21 protein-coding genes and 2 pseudogenes are annotated in these 19,458 nt (G+C 70.8%); 7 read left to right on the forward strand and 16 right to left on the reverse strand.

Annotation, left to right across the window (positions count from 1 at the left end; all coding sequences use genetic code 11):
- From VNT59_RS18580 to VNT59_RS18610, 7 genes and pseudogenes are all read right to left on the reverse strand, one after another.
- A pseudogene (locus tag VNT59_RS18580) lies at nucleotides 1-324 on the reverse strand (hypothetical protein); the annotation flags it as partial.
- A gap of 308 nt (nucleotides 325-632) precedes the next feature.
- Nucleotides 633-1,607, reverse strand: coding sequence for a tripartite tricarboxylate transporter substrate binding protein (locus VNT59_RS18585; protein ID WP_325500873.1), 975 nt, complete (start codon nucleotides 1,605-1,607; stop codon nucleotides 633-635).
- A gap of 228 nt (nucleotides 1,608-1,835) precedes the next feature.
- Nucleotides 1,836-2,264, reverse strand: coding sequence for a DUF4124 domain-containing protein (locus tag VNT59_RS18590; RefSeq protein WP_325500875.1), 429 nt, complete (start codon nucleotides 2,262-2,264; stop codon nucleotides 1,836-1,838).
- A 92-nt stretch (nucleotides 2,265-2,356) separates the two neighbouring features.
- Nucleotides 2,357-3,343, reverse strand: a complete 987-nt coding sequence (gene ylqF, locus VNT59_RS18595; RefSeq protein ID WP_325500877.1) for a ribosome biogenesis GTPase YlqF — start codon at nucleotides 3,341-3,343, stop codon at nucleotides 2,357-2,359.
- Between the two features lie 71 nt (nucleotides 3,344-3,414).
- The gene (locus VNT59_RS18600) at nucleotides 3,415-4,443 is read right to left on the reverse strand and encodes a c-type cytochrome (protein ID WP_325500879.1); all 1,029 of its coding nucleotides are present in this window, start codon (nucleotides 4,441-4,443) and stop codon (nucleotides 3,415-3,417) included.
- Nucleotides 4,444-4,639: 196 nt separating this feature from the next.
- Nucleotides 4,640-4,954, reverse strand: a complete 315-nt coding sequence (locus VNT59_RS18605) for a plasmid stabilization protein (RefSeq protein ID WP_325500881.1) — start codon at nucleotides 4,952-4,954, stop codon at nucleotides 4,640-4,642.
- A gap of 125 nt (nucleotides 4,955-5,079) precedes the next feature.
- The gene (locus VNT59_RS18610; protein WP_325500882.1) at nucleotides 5,080-5,466 is read right to left on the reverse strand and encodes a cupin domain-containing protein; all 387 of its coding nucleotides are present in this window, start codon (nucleotides 5,464-5,466) and stop codon (nucleotides 5,080-5,082) included.
- A gap of 199 nt (nucleotides 5,467-5,665) precedes the next feature.
- On the opposite strand from VNT59_RS18610, the gene VNT59_RS18615 reads away from it, so the two are divergent.
- Complete coding sequence (locus VNT59_RS18615) at nucleotides 5,666-7,126, forward strand: hypothetical protein (protein WP_325500884.1); 1,461 nt, start codon at nucleotides 5,666-5,668, stop codon at nucleotides 7,124-7,126.
- Between the two features lie 22 nt (nucleotides 7,127-7,148).
- Here the strand turns inward: VNT59_RS18615 and VNT59_RS18620 are convergent, their stop codons facing one another.
- The 3 genes from VNT59_RS18620 to VNT59_RS18630 all read right to left on the reverse strand — a co-directional run bounded on the left by VNT59_RS18620 (nucleotide 7,149) and on the right by VNT59_RS18630 (nucleotide 11,333).
- A complete protein-coding gene (locus VNT59_RS18620) occupies nucleotides 7,149-7,520 on the reverse strand; it encodes a hypothetical protein (RefSeq protein ID WP_325500886.1) in 372 nt (123 codons plus the stop codon).
- Nucleotides 7,521-7,606: 86 nt separating this feature from the next.
- On the reverse strand, nucleotides 7,607-10,801 hold the full coding sequence (locus tag VNT59_RS18625) for an ATP-binding protein (RefSeq protein WP_325500888.1): 3,195 nt from the start codon (nucleotides 10,799-10,801) through the stop codon (nucleotides 7,607-7,609).
- A 118-nt stretch (nucleotides 10,802-10,919) separates the two neighbouring features.
- Nucleotides 10,920-11,333, reverse strand: coding sequence for a VOC family protein (locus tag VNT59_RS18630; RefSeq protein ID WP_325500890.1), 414 nt, complete (start codon nucleotides 11,331-11,333; stop codon nucleotides 10,920-10,922).
- Nucleotides 11,334-11,529: 196 nt separating this feature from the next.
- On the opposite strand from VNT59_RS18630, the gene VNT59_RS18635 reads away from it, so the two are divergent.
- From VNT59_RS18635 to VNT59_RS18655, 5 genes are all read left to right on the forward strand, one after another.
- Entirely contained in the window at nucleotides 11,530-11,748 is a 219-nt protein-coding gene (locus VNT59_RS18635) for a hypothetical protein (protein ID WP_325500892.1), read from the forward strand.
- 66 nt (nucleotides 11,749-11,814) lie between these two features.
- The gene (locus VNT59_RS18640; RefSeq protein WP_325500894.1) at nucleotides 11,815-12,222 is read left to right on the forward strand and encodes a hypothetical protein; all 408 of its coding nucleotides are present in this window, start codon (nucleotides 11,815-11,817) and stop codon (nucleotides 12,220-12,222) included.
- A gap of 127 nt (nucleotides 12,223-12,349) precedes the next feature.
- Complete coding sequence (locus VNT59_RS18645) at nucleotides 12,350-12,625, forward strand: cell envelope biogenesis protein TolA (RefSeq protein ID WP_325500897.1); 276 nt, start codon at nucleotides 12,350-12,352, stop codon at nucleotides 12,623-12,625.
- Between the two features lie 186 nt (nucleotides 12,626-12,811).
- Nucleotides 12,812-13,843: an isocitrate/isopropylmalate dehydrogenase family protein gene (locus tag VNT59_RS18650; protein WP_325500899.1), complete on the forward strand. Its 1,032-nt coding sequence runs from the start codon at nucleotides 12,812-12,814 to the stop codon at nucleotides 13,841-13,843.
- Nucleotides 13,844-13,995: 152 nt separating this feature from the next.
- Nucleotides 13,996-14,349: a hypothetical protein gene (locus VNT59_RS18655; RefSeq protein ID WP_414708416.1), complete on the forward strand. Its 354-nt coding sequence runs from the start codon at nucleotides 13,996-13,998 to the stop codon at nucleotides 14,347-14,349.
- Between the two features lie 30 nt (nucleotides 14,350-14,379).
- On the opposite strand, the gene VNT59_RS18660 is transcribed toward VNT59_RS18655, so the two are convergent.
- Nucleotides 14,380-14,628 (reverse strand): GlsB/YeaQ/YmgE family stress response membrane protein, encoded by a 249-nt coding sequence (locus VNT59_RS18660; protein WP_325500901.1) that lies wholly within the window; start codon nucleotides 14,626-14,628, stop codon nucleotides 14,380-14,382.
- Nucleotides 14,629-14,850: 222 nt separating this feature from the next.
- On the opposite strand from VNT59_RS18660, the gene VNT59_RS18665 reads away from it, so the two are divergent.
- On the forward strand, nucleotides 14,851-15,561 hold the full coding sequence (locus tag VNT59_RS18665; RefSeq protein WP_414708418.1) for a ribonuclease activity regulator RraA: 711 nt from the start codon (nucleotides 14,851-14,853) through the stop codon (nucleotides 15,559-15,561).
- 7 nt (nucleotides 15,562-15,568) lie between these two features.
- Here the strand turns inward: VNT59_RS18665 and VNT59_RS21915 are convergent, their stop codons facing one another.
- The 5 genes and pseudogenes from VNT59_RS21915 to VNT59_RS18690 form a co-directional block, all read right to left on the reverse strand.
- On the reverse strand, nucleotides 15,569-16,159 hold the full coding sequence (locus tag VNT59_RS21915; protein WP_414708417.1) for an RcnB family protein: 591 nt from the start codon (nucleotides 16,157-16,159) through the stop codon (nucleotides 15,569-15,571).
- A 116-nt stretch (nucleotides 16,160-16,275) separates the two neighbouring features.
- Nucleotides 16,276-17,076 (reverse strand): ABC transporter ATP-binding protein, encoded by an 801-nt coding sequence (locus tag VNT59_RS18675; RefSeq protein WP_325500905.1) that lies wholly within the window; start codon nucleotides 17,074-17,076, stop codon nucleotides 16,276-16,278.
- The gene (locus VNT59_RS18680) at nucleotides 17,064-18,131 is read right to left on the reverse strand and encodes a dihydrodipicolinate synthase family protein (RefSeq protein WP_325500907.1); all 1,068 of its coding nucleotides are present in this window, start codon (nucleotides 18,129-18,131) and stop codon (nucleotides 17,064-17,066) included. Before VNT59_RS18680 ends, VNT59_RS18675 begins: the two co-directional genes overlap by 13 nt.
- Before the next feature lie 20 nt (nucleotides 18,132-18,151).
- Entirely contained in the window at nucleotides 18,152-19,057 is a 906-nt protein-coding gene (locus VNT59_RS18685) for a GNAT family N-acetyltransferase (RefSeq protein ID WP_325500909.1), read from the reverse strand.
- Nucleotides 19,044-19,458, reverse strand: a pseudogene (locus tag VNT59_RS18690) (epimerase); the annotation flags it as partial. The gene VNT59_RS18685 and the pseudogene VNT59_RS18690, both read right to left, overlap by 14 nt.

The following is a 19,458-nucleotide window of genomic DNA, read 5'->3' on the forward strand; positions in this document are numbered from 1 at the left end:
CAAGACAATCTGACGGCCGACGATCGGGAGAGAGGCGCTCTCGCTTGGCATCCGAAGCCCGCCTCGGGTTGAGGCAAAGTTCACGCGGAGCAGTTTGGCGTTGACCAATGCGTACCGCGTCCCCCTCCGCTGCCCCGTCCTCTTCACCTGCTCCAACACTGTCAACTGCGTCAACTTCCGATAGGCTGTCGCGCGCGACACGCCGATGAGATTGACGCACTTCTCGGTGCTCATTCCGCCCGCGAACCCTTCGGGGTTGGCTTCGAGCACGCGCGCCTGCGCCTTGCTCTGCGATGCGCTCAGGCCGGCGTGCTGCGCATTCACTTGCGCCCAATAGCGGCCGTGGGCCAGGGCCTTTGCATCTGGCCCGTTGCGGCACCGAACGCCGCCTCGATGCGGCCGACGAACCATTGCACCACGGAGAGATGTTCAGGCTCGCTTGGCCGGCGGCGGCTTGCAATTCAGCGTAGTAACCTGCGCGCTCATTGGCGAGCTGCGCTGACAGGCTGAAGAGCCGCCAATCGCTTCGCATGTCCTGCGCCAGCGCCAGTTCCGCCACGGCGCGGCCAGATGCGTGCCAGATATACATGAAGCGTAAACGCTGCCATATCCGCTTCGGGTCCCTGAGGGCGTCACTCCACCTTGATATTCCCCGCCTTGATCACGCGCGCCCACTTGTCCACTTCCGACTTCTGAAACGCGCCGAGTTCGGCCGGCGTCATGCCGCCCGGCTCGATGCCTTGCGCGACCAGCTTCGCCCTGGTCTCCGGGTCCTGGATCGACTTGATCAACTCGCCCGAGAGCTTGTCCACCACCGGCTTGGGCAGGCCGGCCGGCGCGAACACCGCCTGCCACGAGACGATGCCGAAGCCGGGCAGCACTTCCGCGATCGCCGGCACGTCGGGCACGACGGAAGACCGCTTTTCCGACGTGACGCCCAGCGCGCGCAGCTTGCCCGCCTTGATGTGCGGCAGCGCCGGTGCGAGGTTTTCGAAGATGATGTCGGCGCCCTGGCCCGACATCAGCGCCGTCAGCGACTCGGCGCTGCTCTTGTACGGCACGTGCACCATCTTGCCGCCCGTCATCTGCTCGAAGAACACGCCCGACAGGTGCTGCGACGTGCCGTTGCCCGACGACGCGTAGTTGATCGTCCCCGGCTTGCCCTTGGCGGCGGCGATCACGTCCTGCACCGTCTTGTATGGGCTGTCCGCCCGCACCACCAGGATGTTGGGCATCGAACCGATCATGGTGATCGGCTGGAAGTTCTTGATCGGGTCGTACGGCAGCTTCGAGTACAGGCTGACGTTGATCGCATGCGAGCTGATCGTGCCGCCCTGGATCGTGTAGCCGTCCGGCGCCGCCTTGGCCGTGAAGTCCGAGCCCATGCTGCCGCCGGCGCCCGCCTTGTTCTCGATCACGAAGCTGGTGCCCAGCGCCGCGGCGGCCTTCGGCGTGATCAGGCGGGCCAGCACGTCGGTCGTCCCCCCGGCGCCGAACGGCACGATGTAGGTGATCGGCTTGGTCGGCCACCGGTCCTGTGCCAGCGCCGGCATGAGGCTCGCGGCCAGAACGGCCGCGGCGGCGGCGACGATGTTGCGACGATGCATGGTGTCTCCTGATGTTGTCTGCCCCGAAACCAGGAGCCTAACGTCAGCCAACCGCGCGTGTATTCAGGTGAAGCGAGTACAACGAAAGTGAAACGGGCCGGCCCGATTCGAGGGGCCAGTGCTCGCCGCACGAGGAAGCATCCTTCGCTTCAAGGTGTCGGAGCGCGGACGGTGGTCTCGCGCTTCAGACCCGCCGCCGGCCGCGGCCGATGCGCCGGCCGCCCCGCCTCAGCACCGCAACTCGCCGAAGCGCTTGCGGCTCGTCGCCAGCGCGGCCGCCGCCTTGGCGACTTCGTCGGGGTCGGGATTGATCATGCTGGCCCGTTCCACCGGCATGCGCGTGTCCAGCCTGGCGCATTCGGCGCGGTCTTCCGCCAGCATGGCCGCGCGATGGCGGCGCAGCGCGAACTGCTGTTCGGTCTCGCCCGGCCGGCGGCGCAGCGCTTGCGCCAGCGCACGGTTCTGCCGGGCCCGGCGCGCGTCCGCCGGCGCGGGTACGGCTGCGTCGTCGGTCGTGACGACGCGCCTGGAACAGGGTCGGTCCGAGTACTTGACGGCCCCGCCGGTGCCGCACTTGTAGACGGTTTGCGCGCCCGCCGGGCACGCGGCGACGCACAACAGCGCGCTCAGCGCCAGCACACTCGGCTTGAAAGACATGGCCCCCTCCACTGCTGAGCTTCAGCATAGCCAGCGGGTCACGGCCGCCGGCGTTGCCAGTTGCAAGAAACCTCAGCAGTTGTGTGCGGCAGCTATTCGCCGCCCGGCAGCGGCGATGGCCGCGACGGCGTCGGCTCCCCATCGTCGGCTGGCGGCTGCGCGGTCTTCTTTCCCTTGCTCGCCCGCGCCGCTTTCTTCGCGAGGCGCTGCGCATCGAGTTGCTGCCCCTCGGCCAGCCAGCGCGCGAATTCCTCGGGCGTCTCCAGCGTGATGCGGCCCAGCGTCATGCCCCGGAATTCCTGGATCACGATCTCGGCCGCCTTCTGCATGTTGATCCTGCCCTTGCCGAGCAGCGCGCCGCGCTGGCGGCCGACGGCGGCCAGCACTTCCTCGTCCTGCATCGCCGCCACGCCGGCCAGCCGGAAGCGCGCCTCCAGCAGCGCCGGATAGTCGCGCCGCAGGTAGTCCAGCAGTTCCAGCGCCACTTCTTCCTCGTCGTAGGCATTGCGGCCGACCGCGCCGCTGGCCGCCAGGTTGTAGCCGCTGCGCGCCACGATGATGCGCGGCCACAGCAGCCCCGGCGTGTCGTACAGGTAGAAGTCGTCGGCCAGCGTGATGCGCTGCTCCAGCTTCGTCACGCCCGCCTCGTCGCCGGTCTTGGCGTGGCGCTTGCTGGTCAAGGCGTTGATCAGCGTCGACTTGCCAACGTTGGGCACGCCGCAGATCAGCACCCGCATCGGCTTGGCCAGCCCGCCCCGTCCGGGCGCCAGGGCGTGGCAAGCCGGCGCCAGCCGCTGGGTGGCCGCCGGGTCGGTCGCCTGCAGGGCCAGCGCCCGCGTCTCGGGCCGGGCGTTGTAGTGGTCCAGCCACTGCTGGGTGCGCGCCGGGTCCGCCATGTCCTGCTTGTTCAGGATCTTCAGCGTGGGCTTGTGGCCGGTCAGTTCGGCCAGCAGCGGGTTGGCGCTGGAGCCGGGCAGCCGCGCGTCCAGCACCTCGATGACGACGTCGATGTCCTTGATGCGCTCGGCGATCGCCTTGCGCGTGAGATTCATGTGCCCGGGAAACCACTGGATCGCCATAGGCTGCCTATTGTCCGCGAGACGCCGCGGATCCTGCCGCCCGCCGGCGGCGGCGAGCCCCGGCGGCCCCGCTACGGCGCCTTGAATTCGAACCTGGCGGTGGCGGTGCCCGGCACGCCCGGCCGCCTGATCTCGGTGGTGATGTTGTACGAGCTGCCGCTGGCGAACTTGAAGAAGTTGCCGTAGCTCACCGCCTTGTTGGCGGCCAGCCGGGTCAAGGTCTTGGTCTCCATCGTCATGCCGTCGGAGACCTGCATGGTAACTTCGGCGTCGGTCACCGGCGCCTGGGTCTTGCTGTCTTCCAGCGAGATGTTCAGGTGGTAGTAACCGCGGCCCGACGGCACCGGCAGCTTCGCCGCGCCGGGCCGTTCGACCTGCGAGCGCATCGCCTCGGCCCGCATCATGCCGAAATAGACGTCCATGCCGGCCACCTGCTTGTGGTGCGGGTCGGCCGCCGCGACGGCCGGCGGCGTCGGCACCGGCGGCAGCCCGTAGTTGAACATGTAGAGGATCGCGTGGCGAATCTCGTCGCGGCTCAGGTCCGGCATCCCGCCGCGCGCCGGCATCGGCCCGTGGCCGTGCACGGCGGAGGCGACCAGGTTGTCCAGGCCCTTGGACAGGCGCTGCGTCCACGCCGCGCGATCGCCGATCCTGGGCGCGCCGTCCTTGCCCGCCTGGTGGCACTTGGCGCATTGCTCCTGCACCACCGCCTCGCTGGTGCGCGCCGCGACGGTGGTCCGCACGGCGGGCTCGATCCAGTTGCCGCCGGAGTGGTTGACCATGTAGACGATCGCGCGCTGCAGTTCGACGTCGCTCACGCCGCTGCTGCCGCCGTGGGCCGGCATCTTGCGGATGCCCTGGATCGCATGCTGGGTCAGACCGGTCAGGCCGGCGCTGGTGCGGGCCGACCACGCCGCCGCATCGCCGATGCGGGGTGCGCCGTCCTTGCCTGAGAGGTGGCATGCGCCGCAGACGGCATCGACCACTTCCTTGCCCTGGCGCTGGGCGTTCGCTGGCCCCGCGGTGGCGGACAGCACGGAAAAGAGGGCGATCGCAGGCAGCGACGCCCACACGGAGACAGACCCAGCTTGCATACGCATGACAACTCCTCGAATCCAAGGCGCGCGCCTCGCAGTCAGGCTAATCACGCCATGGATGGCCGCGTTGACCTGCGTCAACGATCAAGGTGCCGTGCGATGGGCCCGATCCGGGTCTTCCAGCCTCCGAAACCCATCTCGAGGGCTCTTCGCGCGCCGCCGGCGGCAGCCGCTACGCCGGTCGCGGGCGGCGGCGGCGTCACGAGGACTTCTTGGCCGCGTTGCGCTTGCGGGTGGCGGCGGCCTTCTTCGCCGACGCGGAGCGCTCCTCGGCCGAGCGCGCCGCCGAGGCCCGGCCGCCCTTCTCGCCGCCCTTCCTGGATGGACTGGTGTCGGTCGCATGGCCGCGGCCGGACCCGCTCTTCTTGCCGCCGCCGGTTTCCTTGTTCACCGTGGCCCAGGCCCGGCGCTCGGCTTCGCCCTTGCCGACACCCCGGTGTTCGTAGCCTTCCTCGATGTGCTCGGCCTGGCGTTTCTGCTTGTCGGTGTATGACGACTTGTCACCACGTGGCATGGCTTGCTCCTGGAGTTGAGAATGAAGACACCGTAGCGCGCCGACGCGCCCCGCCAAGTAGGCGGGAGCCGCACCTGCCCGTCGCAACGCCTCCTATGGGAACAGTCGTGCGGCGGCGCAGAGACTCAGCGCTGCGCCGCCGCCGGCGGGCGGGCGCCGGTGCCGCCGCCATGGCCCGCGTCGCCGTGCTCCAGGACCAACGTGACCAGCACCGCACAGTCGGTCCGCGCGCGCAGCCAGTGCCGCTCCCTGGCCGGCAGCACCAGCAGGTTGCCGGCATCGAGCTGGCGCACGCCGCCCGGCCACACCACTTCCACCGTGCCCTCGAGGCAGTGGATCGTGCACTGGTCGTCGACGTGGTGCTCCGGCTGGTCCTTGCCGGCGGGCAGCACCAGGTGCAGCAGCTGCAGGCGGTCGGTCTTGATGAGGCTGGTGCTGACGGCCTCCTTCAAATCGGCCCCCAGCGGCGCCACGTTGATGATGTCCAGCAGTCGAGCGTGCGGCAGCGCCATGGTCAGCCTCCCGATGAATCGTTGGCCCTCAGCGTAGCGCGGCGGCACGGCCGCGTCTGTCAGCCTGCGCCGCTTCGGCCGCCGTGCCGCACGGGGCGCACCGCAAAGATCGGATACAGATCGGCGCGCGACGTTGCCATTGCGCCGCTCGCCGGCCGCAAGCAGCTGCCGATAATGAACTCAGCAAAGGAAGTCTCTCATGCCGCCGCTTCAGTTCCCGGGCGCGCGGGCGGGTGCCACCCGTCGGCTGCTTCGCCACGCACGCAGTGCGCTTCTGGCCGGGTTGCTGGCGACGGCCAGCGTCTTCGCCGCCGCGGCGGCGCCGGTGCTCGCGCCCTCGCAGCTGGAGGACGGCACGGACGCCGACACCTCGCCGCTGGGCACGCGGGTGCCGCTGGTGCTGGTGCACGGGCTCGGCGGCTCGCCGCAGGGCTGGGACAACTTCCTGCACGTGTACCAAGGCAACGCCGCGTGGCGCAGCGCGTTCAAGCCGTACTCGTTCCGCTACAGCACGAGCAACTCGGAGGTGAGCGCCGATCCGCTGGCGCCGCGCTCGCTGCCGGCGCTGGGCAGCGCGCTGGGGGCCGCGATGCAGGCCTTCTACGACAAGCCGGTGGCCGCGCCCGACTTCGGCTGGGGCCGCAAACGCGCGATCGTGCTGGCGCATTCCATGGGCGGGCTGGTGGCGCGCTCGATGATGCAGGAATACGCCTTCCGCGACGGGCAGCGCGGCGGCCAGAAGGTGCTGCAGCTCATCACCCTCGGCACCCCGCACCACGGCAGCCCGCTGGCCGACGCCGCGATGGTGCTGGGCCTGGGCGCGGTGAGCGAACTGAGCGACACCTGGCCCGGCTTCCTCGCCAATCTCGCCTGGGACAACCACGACGGCCTCAACATGCTGGGCGGCAAGTGCAACCCGTGGCTGGCCCGCCTGAACACCCATGCGCCGCTGCCGGGCGCCGGCTACGGCAACTGCGGCTTCGTTGCCGGGGATCCGCTGCCGGGCTATTACGAGAAGATCATCGCGTACGGCGCCAGCAGCCTGCAGTCCAAGGACACCGACAGCGGCGCCCTCGGCAGCTACAAGCCCGGCTCGTCATCGTCCTACCAGTTCACCTACCAGTACCTGCTCACCGCCTACGGCCGCGCCTATGCCAACGACGGCATCGTGCCGGTGGCGAGTGCCCAGTTCGCCGGCTGGCCGGTGTGGCAGCGGCGCGATGCCTACGGCTGCGACCACCGGCTGATCAAGGGCGGCTACGTGGAATTCGTGCGCAGCGCCACGGCCACCTACACCGATTCGACCTTCTGCGCGGCGACCACCAGCCCGCCGATCCCGTCCGGCGTCTCCGGCGGCTACGCGATCGGCGGCACGATCTACGGCGACCAGGATGGCATCGGCGAGGTCCTGCGTACCGTGTCGCAGGCCGAGCGCGTGTTCGACTGGGCCGAGCAGGCCTATGCCGGCTATCTCCAACCCGCCGGCGCCGCCACCGAGCTGTGGAACGGCTACCGCTTCCGCTGGTATCCGGCGGACGGAGCCTATGTGGGCGTGAAGGACGGCAACGTCTACTACATGGGGCCCGCCTCCGGCGGCGCGATCCAGTGGCAGGGCACGCTGGCAGACCTGCTGCTGCGGGCCCAGTCGGCCGGCTTCTGAGCGGGCCCGGGCAAGAACTTCGTCAGCGCCGGGCCCGGCACAGCACCGGCGGGCGGCCGGCCACGCCGAACACGCCGTCGCCCGGGCGCACCTGGAAGCTGTGCTTGTCCGTGGCGAAGAAGCCGCTGCCGACACCCTGCAGCGGCAGCTTGAGCACGAACCCGCTGTTGAGCGTGACGACGGCAGTGCCCAGCCCGTATTGCACGACCACGGTGGTGAGGTCGTCGCAGGCGTACGTCACTTCGGGCCCGTGGTAGGTGCCGGCCGGCGCGCCGTAGTACGGCGCTGCCGGCGACGGGCCGGTGGGATACGGAGTCCCGGGGTAGTACGGCCCCGGGGCGGCGCACGAGGCGAGCCAGGCCGCGGTGGCAAGGGCGAGAAGGAGCCGGTTCATGATTGCTTTCGTGACCCGATGGACCTCCATTGTGCGCCCGCGGCAGGCCAGGCAACGACCGGCCGCGCCGGCGCCGGGCGGCGCCTTCAGCCCGGCGAGCCGTCCTGCCGCAGCCCGCCGGCGTTGCGTTTGACCAGGTCGTGCACCATCGCAATGATGCGTTCGGGCTCCGCCGGCTTGGTCACGTGCGCGTTGAATCCGGCGACCGTCGCGCGATCGCGGTCCTGGTCCTGGCCCCAGCCGGTCAGGGCGATGAGCACGGGCTGGCGCGCGATGTCCAGCCGGCGGATGCGGCGGCACGCTTCGTAGCCGTCGATGTCCGGCAGGCCGATATCGAGCAGTACCGCGTCGGGCGCGGCCCGCTCCACCGCCCGCACGGCGCCCTCGCCGCTGTACTCGGTCGTGACGCCGAAGCCGCTCATCGACAGCATTTCGGCGAGCGTGTCCGCGGCATCGCGGTTGTCGTCGACCACCAGCAGGCGCACGCCCTCGCCATCCTGCGGCGCCGCGGCCAGTGCCGCCTGTCCGGCACGCGCCGGCGCGGCCACCGCCGGCAGCTCGATGCGGAAGCTGCTGCCGCGGCCCGGCCCTTCGCTGGCGGCCCGCACCGTGCCGCCGTGCAGCTCGATCAGCCGCTTGGTCAGCGCCAGCCCGATGCCCATGCCGGTGCTGCCGCCCAGGCCGCTGGGCTGCTCCTGCACGAACAGCTCGAAGATCCGCTCGAGGTTGGCCGGCTGGATGCCGCTGCCGGTGTCGCTCACCTCGACGACGGCCATCGGCCCCTCCTGGGCGACCCGCAGCGCGACGTGGTCGCCGGCACGGGAGAACTTGATGGCGTTGCTGAGCAGATTGAGAACGCACTGGGCCAGCCGGGTGGGATCGCCCCGCACCAGCACCGGCTCGAGCGGCGTCCACTGCTCGAGGGTCAGCCCGGCGGCGTGAATCGGCGCGGCGACCGAGTCCCGCGCACTTTCGGCGACGGCCGCCAGGTCCACGGTCTCCTGGCGCAGCTGGATCGTGCCGAAACTGATGCGCGAGATGTCCAGCAGGTCGTCCACCAGCCGCGACAGATGCAGCACCTGGCGCTCGATGATCGCCTGCGCGCGCTGCACCGTTGGATTGGGCGACTCGCTGCGCCGGATCAATTCGGCCGCCGTGCGGATCGGCGCCAGGGGATTGCGCAGTTCGTGCGCCAGCGTCGCCAGGAACTCGTCCTTCTGGCGGTCGGCGCGGCGCAGGGCGGTCTCCGCCTCCACCCGCTTGGTGATGTCCACCTGCACCAGCACGCCCGCGATCACCGCATCGGCCGCGTCCAGCACCGGCGCCGCCGACATCAGCACCGTCCGCCGCCGCACCGCGCCGTCGGCCGGCGCGATGTCCATGATGCGGGTCACCGCCCGCCGCTCGGCCATCGCGCGCTGCAGCGGCCACTCGTGCGGCGCCATCGGCACCGCCTCGCCCGCCACCGGGCCATGCCTCCAGGCGCGCACCGCCGCCGCCGCGGCGTCGAGGTCGGCGCCGCCCGGGATGCCCAGCAGTGCGGCGCCGGCGCGATTGATCTGCAGCAGCCGGCATTGCGGGTCGGCCACCGCGATTCCCACCGGCGCCGCCTCCATCGTCGCCTGCAGCAGGCGATTCGAGGCATCGAGGCGCCGGGCCGAGTCGAGGGCGCTCGCCTGGCTGCGTTCCAGCTGGCGCAACGCCGCGACCCGCGCCTGCACGTCGACCCCGCTGGCGATCACGTTCGTGATGCGGTCGTCCTGGTCGCGCAACGGGGCGAGCTGCAGGTCCACCATCAGCAAGGCACCGCCTTCGAAGCGACCCTCGATGTCGAGCCTGACCGTCTCGCCGCGGGCGGCCTGCTGCACCGCCTCGCGCACCCGCTGCGCGACGGCCGGATCGTGGACCCACCAATGGCAGTCCCAGAACGGCTTGCCGATCACGTCCCTGGACTGAATGCCGGCCCGCCGCAGCGGAATGCTGTTGCCTTCCACCAGCAGCCCGTCGAGATCGAGGACGCCGACGAAGACGAACAGCTGGTCCAGCACCCGCTTGAGCCTGAGCTCGCTTTGCTTGACCAGGGCCTGCTCCTTTTGCGCCATCACCCGCAGCACGTGCTCCTCGACCCGCTGGCGCTCGGCATCGGCGCCCGCGCGCAGCGCCTGGGCCAGCGCGTTGATCTCCGCGATGCCGCTGGCAAACGCTTCGGATGGACGCTCGCCCTTGCGCGCGCCCTGCGCCAGCTCGCGCAGCGGGCGCGCCAGGCGCTGTCCCATCAGGGTGGCCAGGACCACGCTGGTCAGCAGGGCCGCCAGCACCAGCACCACCCAGCCGGTGAAGGTGCCGCGCACCGGCCAGAACGCGCCTTGCAGCGGCAGCGACGCCCGCATGACGAAGCCGTTGTTGGCGGAGACGGCGTAGGCGCCGCGCACCGTCGTCCCGTCCCGGGTCCTGATCTCGTAATGCCCCGCGCTGGCGCCCGGCGGCATCCGGATCGGCATGGCCCGGTCGCCCAGGCGCGACGAGGCCGCTTCGTTGGTGGCCACCACCAGGCCGCGCCGGTCGACCAGCACGGCGCGCAGGCCCGGCGCATTGACCGCCGAGCGGATCAATTCGTCCATGCGCGACGGCGACATCGACAGCGACAGCGCGTAACGCACCTCCCCGCCGCGCACGACGGGAATCGCCATCGCCAGCCGCGGCTGGCCGAAATTGATCCCGTAGTACAGATCGCTGTACACCGGCCGGCCGAGGGTGAATACCTGCTGCGTCAGGCGCTGCGCGCTGAGTGGCAGCGGGCGGCCCTCCCACAGCTTTGTGCCGCCTTCGTCGGCCAGCCGCCACAGGTTCGGCAACGGCTGGCCCCAGGCCACGGCGGTATTGATCAGGGCCTGCCCGCTGGCGTCGACCAGGGTGATCACGCTGCCCGGTCGCCGCTGGGCGACTTCCTCGCTGAAGCGCGACAACTGAGCCCAGTCGCCCGCGTCGATCAGCGATGAAACGGCCAGCACCTCCAGCTGCGCGCGTCCGTGCTCGAATTCGGAATCGACGCTGCGAACCAGCGCCTGTACCAGCGCCGTGAGCTGGTTCTGCACCATGCGTTGCTCGCCTCGCCACTGGCCTTCCAGCAGGGCGACGGCGCCGAGCAACAAGGGCACCATGAAGCTGGCCAGCAGCCAGCCCAGGGCCTGGCTGATGTTGCGTGGCCGAACCGCCGATGCAAGGTCCAGGGCCCATGGCCGTATTCGACGCGCCGTGCTGCGAATGCCTGTGCTGGCCATGAGCCACTCTACTGCAAGGGCTGCCGGTTGGATACGGAAGCGCGCCGGTTCCGGCGCCCCCCGGCCGCAGCGCTGGCTCAGCAGGACGGCGGCCGCCGAGGCCGGCGCCCCCGGGCGATCACATCGACACGCCGCCCATCACCATCCACGGCGTGCCGAAGCGGTCGGTGAGCATGCCGAAGGCCTCGGCCCAGAAGGTCTTGTTCATCGGCATCGTCACCTTGCCGCCGGCGGCCAGCTGGTCGAAGACGCGCCGCGCGTCCGCCGCCGCCGGATAGGCGAGCGACAGCGAAAAGCCGCTCATGCCGGGACTTGCCTGGCCCGGGGGCGTATCCGAGGCCATCAGGGTGCGGCCGTCGACGGCGAGGCTCGCATGCATGATCAGGTCCTTCGCGCCGGCCGGGCATTGCTGCGGATCGGGCGCCTGGCCGTAGGTCATCATGTCGAGCTTGCCGCCCAGGGCTGCCTGGTAGAAACGCATCGCTTCGGCGCAGGTGCCGTCGAAGAACAGATAGCTGTCGAGTGCTGGCATCGCTGGTCTCCCGGGTGGTTGCGAAGGCTGGCACTCTACGACCGCGCGCCGCCGGCCACAAGCCGTGGCGGAACCGGTGGCACGGGCATCGAGCGCCAGCTCTGCCGTCACGCCGTCAGGAACATGCGCCCTTGGCTGACAGCGGGCCCGAGCGAACGCGGCTGCAATGACTGCGTCCCAACCCACAGGAGATTCCATGACCCAGCAAGCGCTCATCCGCGGCGAGGTGTCGTTTCGCGCCGGCGACGGCGTGCTGATGCCGATCCCGCCCGGCCCGGTGGAGATCGAGGTGGCCGACGACAGCGTGACCCTCGGCTGGACGGAAAGCAACGGCGCCGCCGGCGCGACGGCGATCACGCGCGACGAGTACGAACGCTACGTGCGCGAGGGCAAGATCCGGGTCCAGGCGCACTGAAGGCGGAACCGAAGGGGTGAAGCGGGGTCCCATGGGTCATCTGCCGCTTTTCCACCGCTCCGCCGCATGCACCGTACGCCCCGTCTCCCCCTGTTCGCGCTCGCGGCCGCCCTGCTCGCGACCTCCTTGGCCCAGGCGCAGCCCGAAGCACGCGCGGCGGTGCGGTCCGGACCGCCGGTGCAGGTGGCCGTATTCGAGGGGCTCTGGTGCGGCACCGGGCTGCTGCGCGACTTCAGCCTGCGGCTCACGCAGCAGCGCCAGGACGTGCAAGGCACCCTGGTGCGGCGCGACCGGGTGCGCGAGATCGAAGGCCGGGTGGAAGGCTCGACGCTGCACACCCAGTCGACCAAGGTCGGCTCGCTGCTGCTGGAACGCGCCGGCGACGAACTGCGCGTCACCGGCGGCGACGGCCCGCTTTCGCTGGCCCGCGGCGCCACATTCCAGCGGGCGCCCGGCTCGGCCTGCAGCGGCTGAGCGCGGCCGCCGCGACGGCGCGGCATCAGGGTTCGTCCCGAGTCAACCGGGCCGGGAGCTCTCGCGTTGTTGGGTTGCAGCCCTTCCGGGCGGCGATTTTTTCCCAACTTCAATGGAAAAGTTTTACATGAACAAGCTGCTCGCTCTCCTGCTGACCTCCTTCTTCGCCGTTTCCTCGTTCGCCGCCTCGCACGCCGGCGCCCCGATGGCCGCCGCTTCCGGCGCCAAGGCTGAAGCGAAGGCCGACGCCAAGGCCGAGAAGAAGGCCGCCAAGGCCGAAGCCAAGGCTGACAAGGCCGAAGCGAAGGCCGAGAAGAAGGCCGCCAAGGCCGACGCCAAGGCCGAGAAGAAGGCTGCCAAGGCCGAAGCCAAGGTCGAGAAGAAGGAAGAAGCCAAGAAGTAATCCTTCTGGCTTCCATGAAAATGCCCGCTTCGGCGGGCATTTTCTTTTTCCGCCGCCGTCGGCCCGGGGGGCCCCGGCGGCGCGCCCTTCCGCCGCATGAGGCCGTTCGCGGAGGCGCCCCGTTCGCTGCGAGAATCGAGGGTTTTCTTGGATCTCGCCCGCGCGGCGAACGCTCTGGAGCCTCACATGTCGAACAAGATCCCCGCCACCCTGATCCCGGGCGATGGCATCGGTCCCGAAATCGTGGATGCCACGCTGGCCGCGCTGGATGCGCTGCAGGCCCCCTTCGAATGGGACCGCCAGGTCGCCGGCCTGGGCGGCGTCAAGGCCGCGGGCGACCCGCTGCCGCCGGCCACGCTGGACAGCATCCGCCGCACGCGGCTGGCCCTGAAGGGCCCGCTGGAGACGCCTTCGGGCGGCGGCTACCGCTCCTCCAACGTGCGCCTGCGCGAGGAATTCCAGCTCTACGCGAACCTGCGGCCGGCCCGCACCATCATTCCCGGCGGCCGCTACGACAACATCGACCTGGTGGTGGTGCGCGAGAACCTCGAGGGCCTGTACATCGGCCACGAGAACTACATCCGCATCGACGACGATCCGCAAGCCGTCGCCATGGCCACCGGCATCAACACGCGCCAGGGCAGCCGCCGCCTGATCGAGTTCGCGTTCGAGCACGCCGTCGCCACCGGCCGCAAGAAGGTCACGATCGTGCACAAGGCCAACATCCTGAAGGCGCTCACGGGCATCTTCCTGGACACCGGCGTGAAGCTGTACGAGCAGAAGTACAAGGGCAAGTTCGAGCTCGAGACCATGATCGTCGACGCCTGCGCGATGAAGCTGGTGCTCAACCCCTGGCAGTTCGACGTGGTGGTGACCACCAATCTGTTCGGCGACGTGCTGTCCGACCTGGTGGCCGGCCTGGTCGGCGGCCTCGGCATGGCCCCGGGCGGCAACATCGGCAACGACGCCGCCATCTTCGAGGCGGTGCACGGCTCGGCGCCGGACATCGCCGGCAAGGGCATCGCCAACCCGATCGCCCTGCTGCTGGCCGCCGCGATGATGCTCGATCACATCCGGCGCCCGGAACTGGCGACGCGCCTGCGCAAGGCCATCGACGACACGCTCAACGTCGACAAGGTCCGCACCGGCGACCTCGGCGGCACGGCCAACACCGCGGCCTTCACCAAGGCGCTGGTCAGCCGCATCGCCAACGGCTGACGTCGGGCGGCGCCCGGCGGATGGCCCGCGGCCGGGCGCGCCGGGGGCCTTGCAAGGGGATGGCGCGCACCAAGGAGATGGCCGTACGCCGGTCGGGGGCGCCTTCCTACAGCCGGTCCTGCCAGTGGAACGAACAATGACTGCATCGGTCCTTGTTCTTCATTGCAGGTGTCGACGTGCGAGAAATCTCCTTTGGTACCCTCGTCTATCGGTATTTCTTCTTCGACTGGCTGTTCAAGGATGCGGGCCGCGGCGACGCCTTCCAGCGCGCGGCGGCCTGGCGACACAACCACGATCAGGCCCGCTGGCTGCCGCTCTACATGTGGCGCTGGCTGTGCCTCGGACTGGTGCTGTACGGCCTCGGCAGCTACTCGGAAGTGCTGCTCGAGCTTCCCGAGCTCTCCTCGTTCTTCTACGTGCCGGCTTCGCTGAGCGTGCCGGTGAACGCCGTCATCGCCGCCGCCTGGATCGGCCTGAAAGCGCTGCCGCGCCCGCTCGGCAAATGAAGCGGCGGCGGGCGGCGCCCGCCATCCGCATCACCGGCGCCGCGCGACCATGCCGTAGATGAACAGCAGGACCAGCGCGCCCAGCACCGACGCGATGAAGCCGGCGCTGCCGTTGGCGGCGTACCAGCCCATCGCCTGCCCGACGTAGGTGGCGAGCAGCGCCCCCACCACCCCGAGGATGGTGGTGAGGATGAACCCCATCGGATTGGGGCCGGGCATGAGCGCGCGGGCGACCAGCCCGACGACGAAGCCGATGATGATGCTCCAGATGAAGTGCATGGTGTTGGCGAACCTCGCAAGTGACGACGGATGCGGCGGATCGTAGGAGCGCCCCCAGGTCGCCCCTGTAGGACGGCGGCGTCATTACGCCTCGGCAGGGCGCGAGGCGCGCTGCCCGGCCATGGACAATAGCGGTCTGCGGCGCCATTGCAGCGCGGCCAGCGCGGCCTGGCGCTGCGCCCCTGCCCTTCCGGAGATTTCCCGATGACCACACCCGCCAGCGTGCGCCCCGAGACGATCGAGCGCTTCCGGCAGATCAGCACGGCCACGATCTGCACCTGCCTGTACAAGCGCGGGCTGCGCCACCAGTTCGTGCAGGACGTGCAGCCGGTCGGGCGCTACCAGCGCAACATGGTCGGCCCGGCATTCACGCTGCGCTACATCCCGGCGCGCGAGGACCTCAACGGGCTCGAGGTGTTCCGCGACCGCGCCCACCCGCAACGCAAGGCGATCGAGGACTGCCCGCCGGGCGCGGTGATGGTGATCGACAGCCGCAAGGACGCGCGCGCCGCGTCGGCCGGCGGCATCCTGGTGGGCCGCCTGCATGCGCGCGGCGTCGAAGGCGTGGTGACCGATGGCGGCTTTCGCGACTCGACCGACATCGCCCGGCTGCCGATGCCGGCCTATCACCGGCGCCCGAGCGCGCCGACCAACCTCACGCTGCACCAGGCGATCGACATCGATGTGCCGGTGGGCTGCGGCGACGCACCGGTGTTCCCGGGCGACCTCGTGGTGGGCGACGGCGACGGCGTGGTGATCGTGCCGGCGCACCTGGCCGACGAGATCGCGGCCGAGGCGAGCGAGATGACCGTGTTCGAGGACTTCGTGGCCGACGAGGTGAGCCGCGGGCGCTCGATCCTGGGCCTGTACCCGGCGACCGATCCGCAGACCCGGCTCGACTTCGCCGCCTGGCGCCAGGCCAAGGGCCGCTGATCGCCGGCTACTGGCCGATCAGCATGTTGGCGATCTGGCCGTTGGGCGAGATCAGCAGGTAGTCGCCGGCCTCCGGCTGCACCCACTGGTAGCCGGGCGGCGGCGCATACAGCCGGTGCGCCCGCCAGTCCTTCACCACGTACTCGCGCTGGCGGTACTCCGGCGGCAGGACGTCGCCAGGGCGCAGCCGCGGCGCCTGGTGCCATTGCGGCCGCGGCGGCGCCGCCTGTCCTTGCCACTGCGGCGGCTGGTACGGCGCCGGCGGCGGGACGAACTGCGGCTGCGGCGGCGGCACGAACTGCGGCGGCGGGCGGCGGCCCTGGCCCCGCGGCGGGACGGGCTCGACAGCGGGCGGATGCTCGGGTTGCTGCCAGCGGCCGCCGCCCCGGCGCTCCCAGCCGCGCTGCGGCTCGGGAGCGGGCTCGGCGCGCTGGCCGTACGGCCGCTGCTCCTGCCCCCGCCCGCGCCAATCGCCGTCGCCGCCCTGCTGCGCGGACCAGCGCGGGCCTGCGCCGTGCCGTCCCGGATCCGCCTGCGCGGGCGCCGCCAGGCCGACAGCGGCGGCAGCCAGGGCGCAGGCAAGGACGATCGATTTCATGGCAGGCTGATGATGAGCCCGAATCATGGCGCGGCAACGTAACGCCCGTGCAAAGCCGGCGTGCAATGCGTGCAAAGCCCCGGGAGCCAACTCAGCCGTGAGACCGGCCGGTGGGCCTACTCGACGCCGAGCAGCTCGTAGATCCGCCGCACGTACTCGCCGAACTCGGGGCTGGTCTTGACGTGCAGCTTGCGCGGCTCTTCCAGCCGGATCGGAAAGAAATCGGCCATCCGCGCCGGCCCCGCGGTCAGCACCGCGCAGCGCGAGCCGAGGAACACCGCCTCCTGGATGCTGTGCGTCACGACCACGAAGGTGGTGCGGCTCTCGGCCCAGATGCGCAGCATCTCCAGGTTCATCTTCTCGCGCGTCAGCGCATCCAGCGCGCCGAACGGCTCGTCCATCAGCACCAGCTTGGGCGAGTGGATCAGCGCGCGGGCGATCGCGGCCCGCTGCTGCATGCCGCCGGACAGCTCGTACGGATACTTGTCGTCGAAGCCGGACAGGCCCACCATCTCCAGCAGCTGGTGCGCCCGCGCGGTCGCCTGCCGCCGATCGAGGTGCAGGATGTCGGCGGGCAGCAGCACGTTCTCCAGGATCGTGCGCCACTTCAGCAGCAGCGGCTGCTGGAACACCATGCCGACGTCGCGGCCCGGGTTGAAGCCGCCGCCGCCCACCTCCAGCGTGCCGCCGTCGTGGCCGTGCAGCCCCGAGAGGATCTTCAGCAGCGTGGTCTTGCCGCAGCCCGACGGCCCCACCAGCGACACCATGTCGCCCGGGTGGATGTCCATGGTGACGTCGGATACGGCGAGGAATTCCTCGCCCCGCTTGCGGTACACCTTGCGCAGGTTGCGCATGCGGATCAGCGGCTCGCCGCCGGCGACCGCCGCGGGCCGCTGCGCGCTGGTCACGACAGCCATCGCTGCAGGTTCTCCCTGACGAAGCTGTCGTCGCTCAGGTCCGCGTGCATGCGGTACACGCGATCGATCTCCTGCGCCTGGCCGGGGCCCAGGCCCTCGGCCGGGTCGAGGCACCAGATGCCCTCCAGCAGCCCCTGGCGCCGCAGCACCTCGTGGCAGCCGGCGATGCAGCCGTGGAAGTTGTTGGCGACGTCGAAGAACGCCGAATTGCAGTCGGTCACGCGGGCGTCCAGCGCGAGCAGTTCGGGGCCGAGGGTGCCGCCGCCTTGCGCGATCTCGGCCTTGATGCGCGCCAGCTGCTGCACGGCGCTGCGGGTCCACACCGACCAGTGGCCGAGCAGGCCGCCGCGGAAGCGCACGCTCACCGGGGCGCCGTCGCGCATCGCGACGAACGGCAGCGACAGGTCCAGCACGATGTGATCGTCGTTGCCGGTGTAGAGGAACACGCGTTCCTCGGCGCGCGCGGCCACCACGCCGCGCACGACGTCGAGCGTGCGGTAGCGGTTGAACGGCGCCACCTTGATCGCCAGCGCGTTCGGAATCGAGGCGAAGCGGCGCCAGAAATCGCTGGAAAGCACCGGCCCGCCGACGGCGGTCTGCAGGTAGAAGCCGACCAGCGGGATCTCCCGCGCCACCGCCTCGCAGTGCGCGATCAGTTCGTCCTCGGGCCGGCCGCCCAGCGCCGCCAGGCTCAGCAAGCCGGCGTGGTAGCCCAGGTCGACCGCGATGCGCGCCTCGTTGGTCGCCTGCGCCGTGGCGCCGCACACCCCGGCGATCATCGCCATCGGCCGCGGGTCCCAGGCCAGCCGGTCCTGCATCGCGCTGCGCAGCACCGTCTGGTACAGGCCATGCTCGCGGATCGCGAACTGGGTCGTGTGCACGCCGACGGCCAGGCCGCCCGCGCCGGCGTCGACGTAGTAGCGGGTCAGCGCGCGCTGCCGCCTGGGATCGAACTGGCGTGCGGCGTCCAGCGCCAGCGGGTGCGCCGGGATCACCGCGCCCTGCGCCAGCAGCGACAGCACGTTCTCGGGCAGGTCGGATCGATTCAAGGGCATGGGCGAACTCCTGTGCCGCGTCAGGCGAACTCGGGGCCGGCGACGGCGTGAATGAAATGGGTCTGGCCCTGCGGCACGCGCTGTTCCGCGGTGGCGAGCGCCATCCGCGCGAAACCGCGCTGGGCGGTGAAGCCGGTATCGAGCAGCGCCTGGCGCAGCAGCGGCCGCTCGTCGGGCACGTCGATCAGCAGCGGGCCGGCGTAGCGCGCGGCCGCATCCTGCAGCACCGCGATCGCGGCGCGCTCGTTGGTGGCCACCAGCGGGCCGATGTGGTGCGCCACCCGGCCGGCCCGCACGATGCCGAAGCCCAGGGCCTGCCGCACGATCCGCGAGTCGGCACGCGCGAGCAACGCCCGCAGCAGCGTCGTGCGCGAGAAGCCGAGCGCCTCCTGGTCGAGCTCGGCGAGGCTGTCGATGTCGGGACGGGCGGCCGGCAGCAGCGGCCGGGTCGCCGGGCTGGCCTCGCGGCGCCAGCGCGTGAGCCGCCACAGCACCTCGAAGCCGAACTGCTTGTACAGCGCCTCGCCGGCGGGGGTCGCGTCGAGCATGGCAATGCGGTGTTGCGCCCGGACGTGGCGCACGCACTGGTCGAACACGCCGCGGCCCAGCCCCCGGCCGCGCCATTCCGGCAGCACCAGGATCATGCTGATCCAGGCGACCCCGCGGCCGGTCAGGCCGGCCAGGCAGCCGGGGCGGCTGGCGCCCATCGGCAGCACGGCGCCGCTGGCGATGATGCGCCCCCCCGCCTCCCGGATCACGTAGATCGTGCCACTGTCGAAGAAGACGGCCCAGTCGTCGGCGGTCTGGTTCCAGTGGCTGGCCGCCACCAGCTCGCCCAGCATCGCCCGCGCGGCCGGCGTGAGCTCGGCCAGCCGCTCGACGACAGGGGCCTCGGTGGCCGCCGCGGCCGGCTCAATACCGGCCATCGCGGCTCTCGAACTTGGTCGGCTTGCCGAGCAGCCGCTGCTCGTTGGCGATCCAGTCGGCGACCCAGTCCACCAGGCGCAGCAGCGGCACGCGCGGATAGCCGAACAGCTTTTCGGCCTCGCCGGTGTTCATCAGCCAGGCGGTGGGGGCTTCCTCGCCGACGATCGTTGCCGGCTTGCCGAAGCGGCGCCCGAACTCCTGGGCCAGCCAGCGGATCGACGTGGTCTCGGGGCCGCTGACGTTCAACGGCGAGGTCGGCACGGTGGCAGCGGCAAGGCAGCGCAGTGCCTGGGCGTTGGCGTCGCCCTGCCAGATGACGTTGACGTGGCCCATGGTCACGTCCACCGGCTCGCCCCGCCACACCTTCAGCGCCACGTCGGCCAGCACGCCGTAGCGCATG

The organism is Ramlibacter sp. (assembly GCF_035554825.1).
GTDB lineage: Bacteria > Pseudomonadota > Gammaproteobacteria > Burkholderiales > Burkholderiaceae_C > Ramlibacter.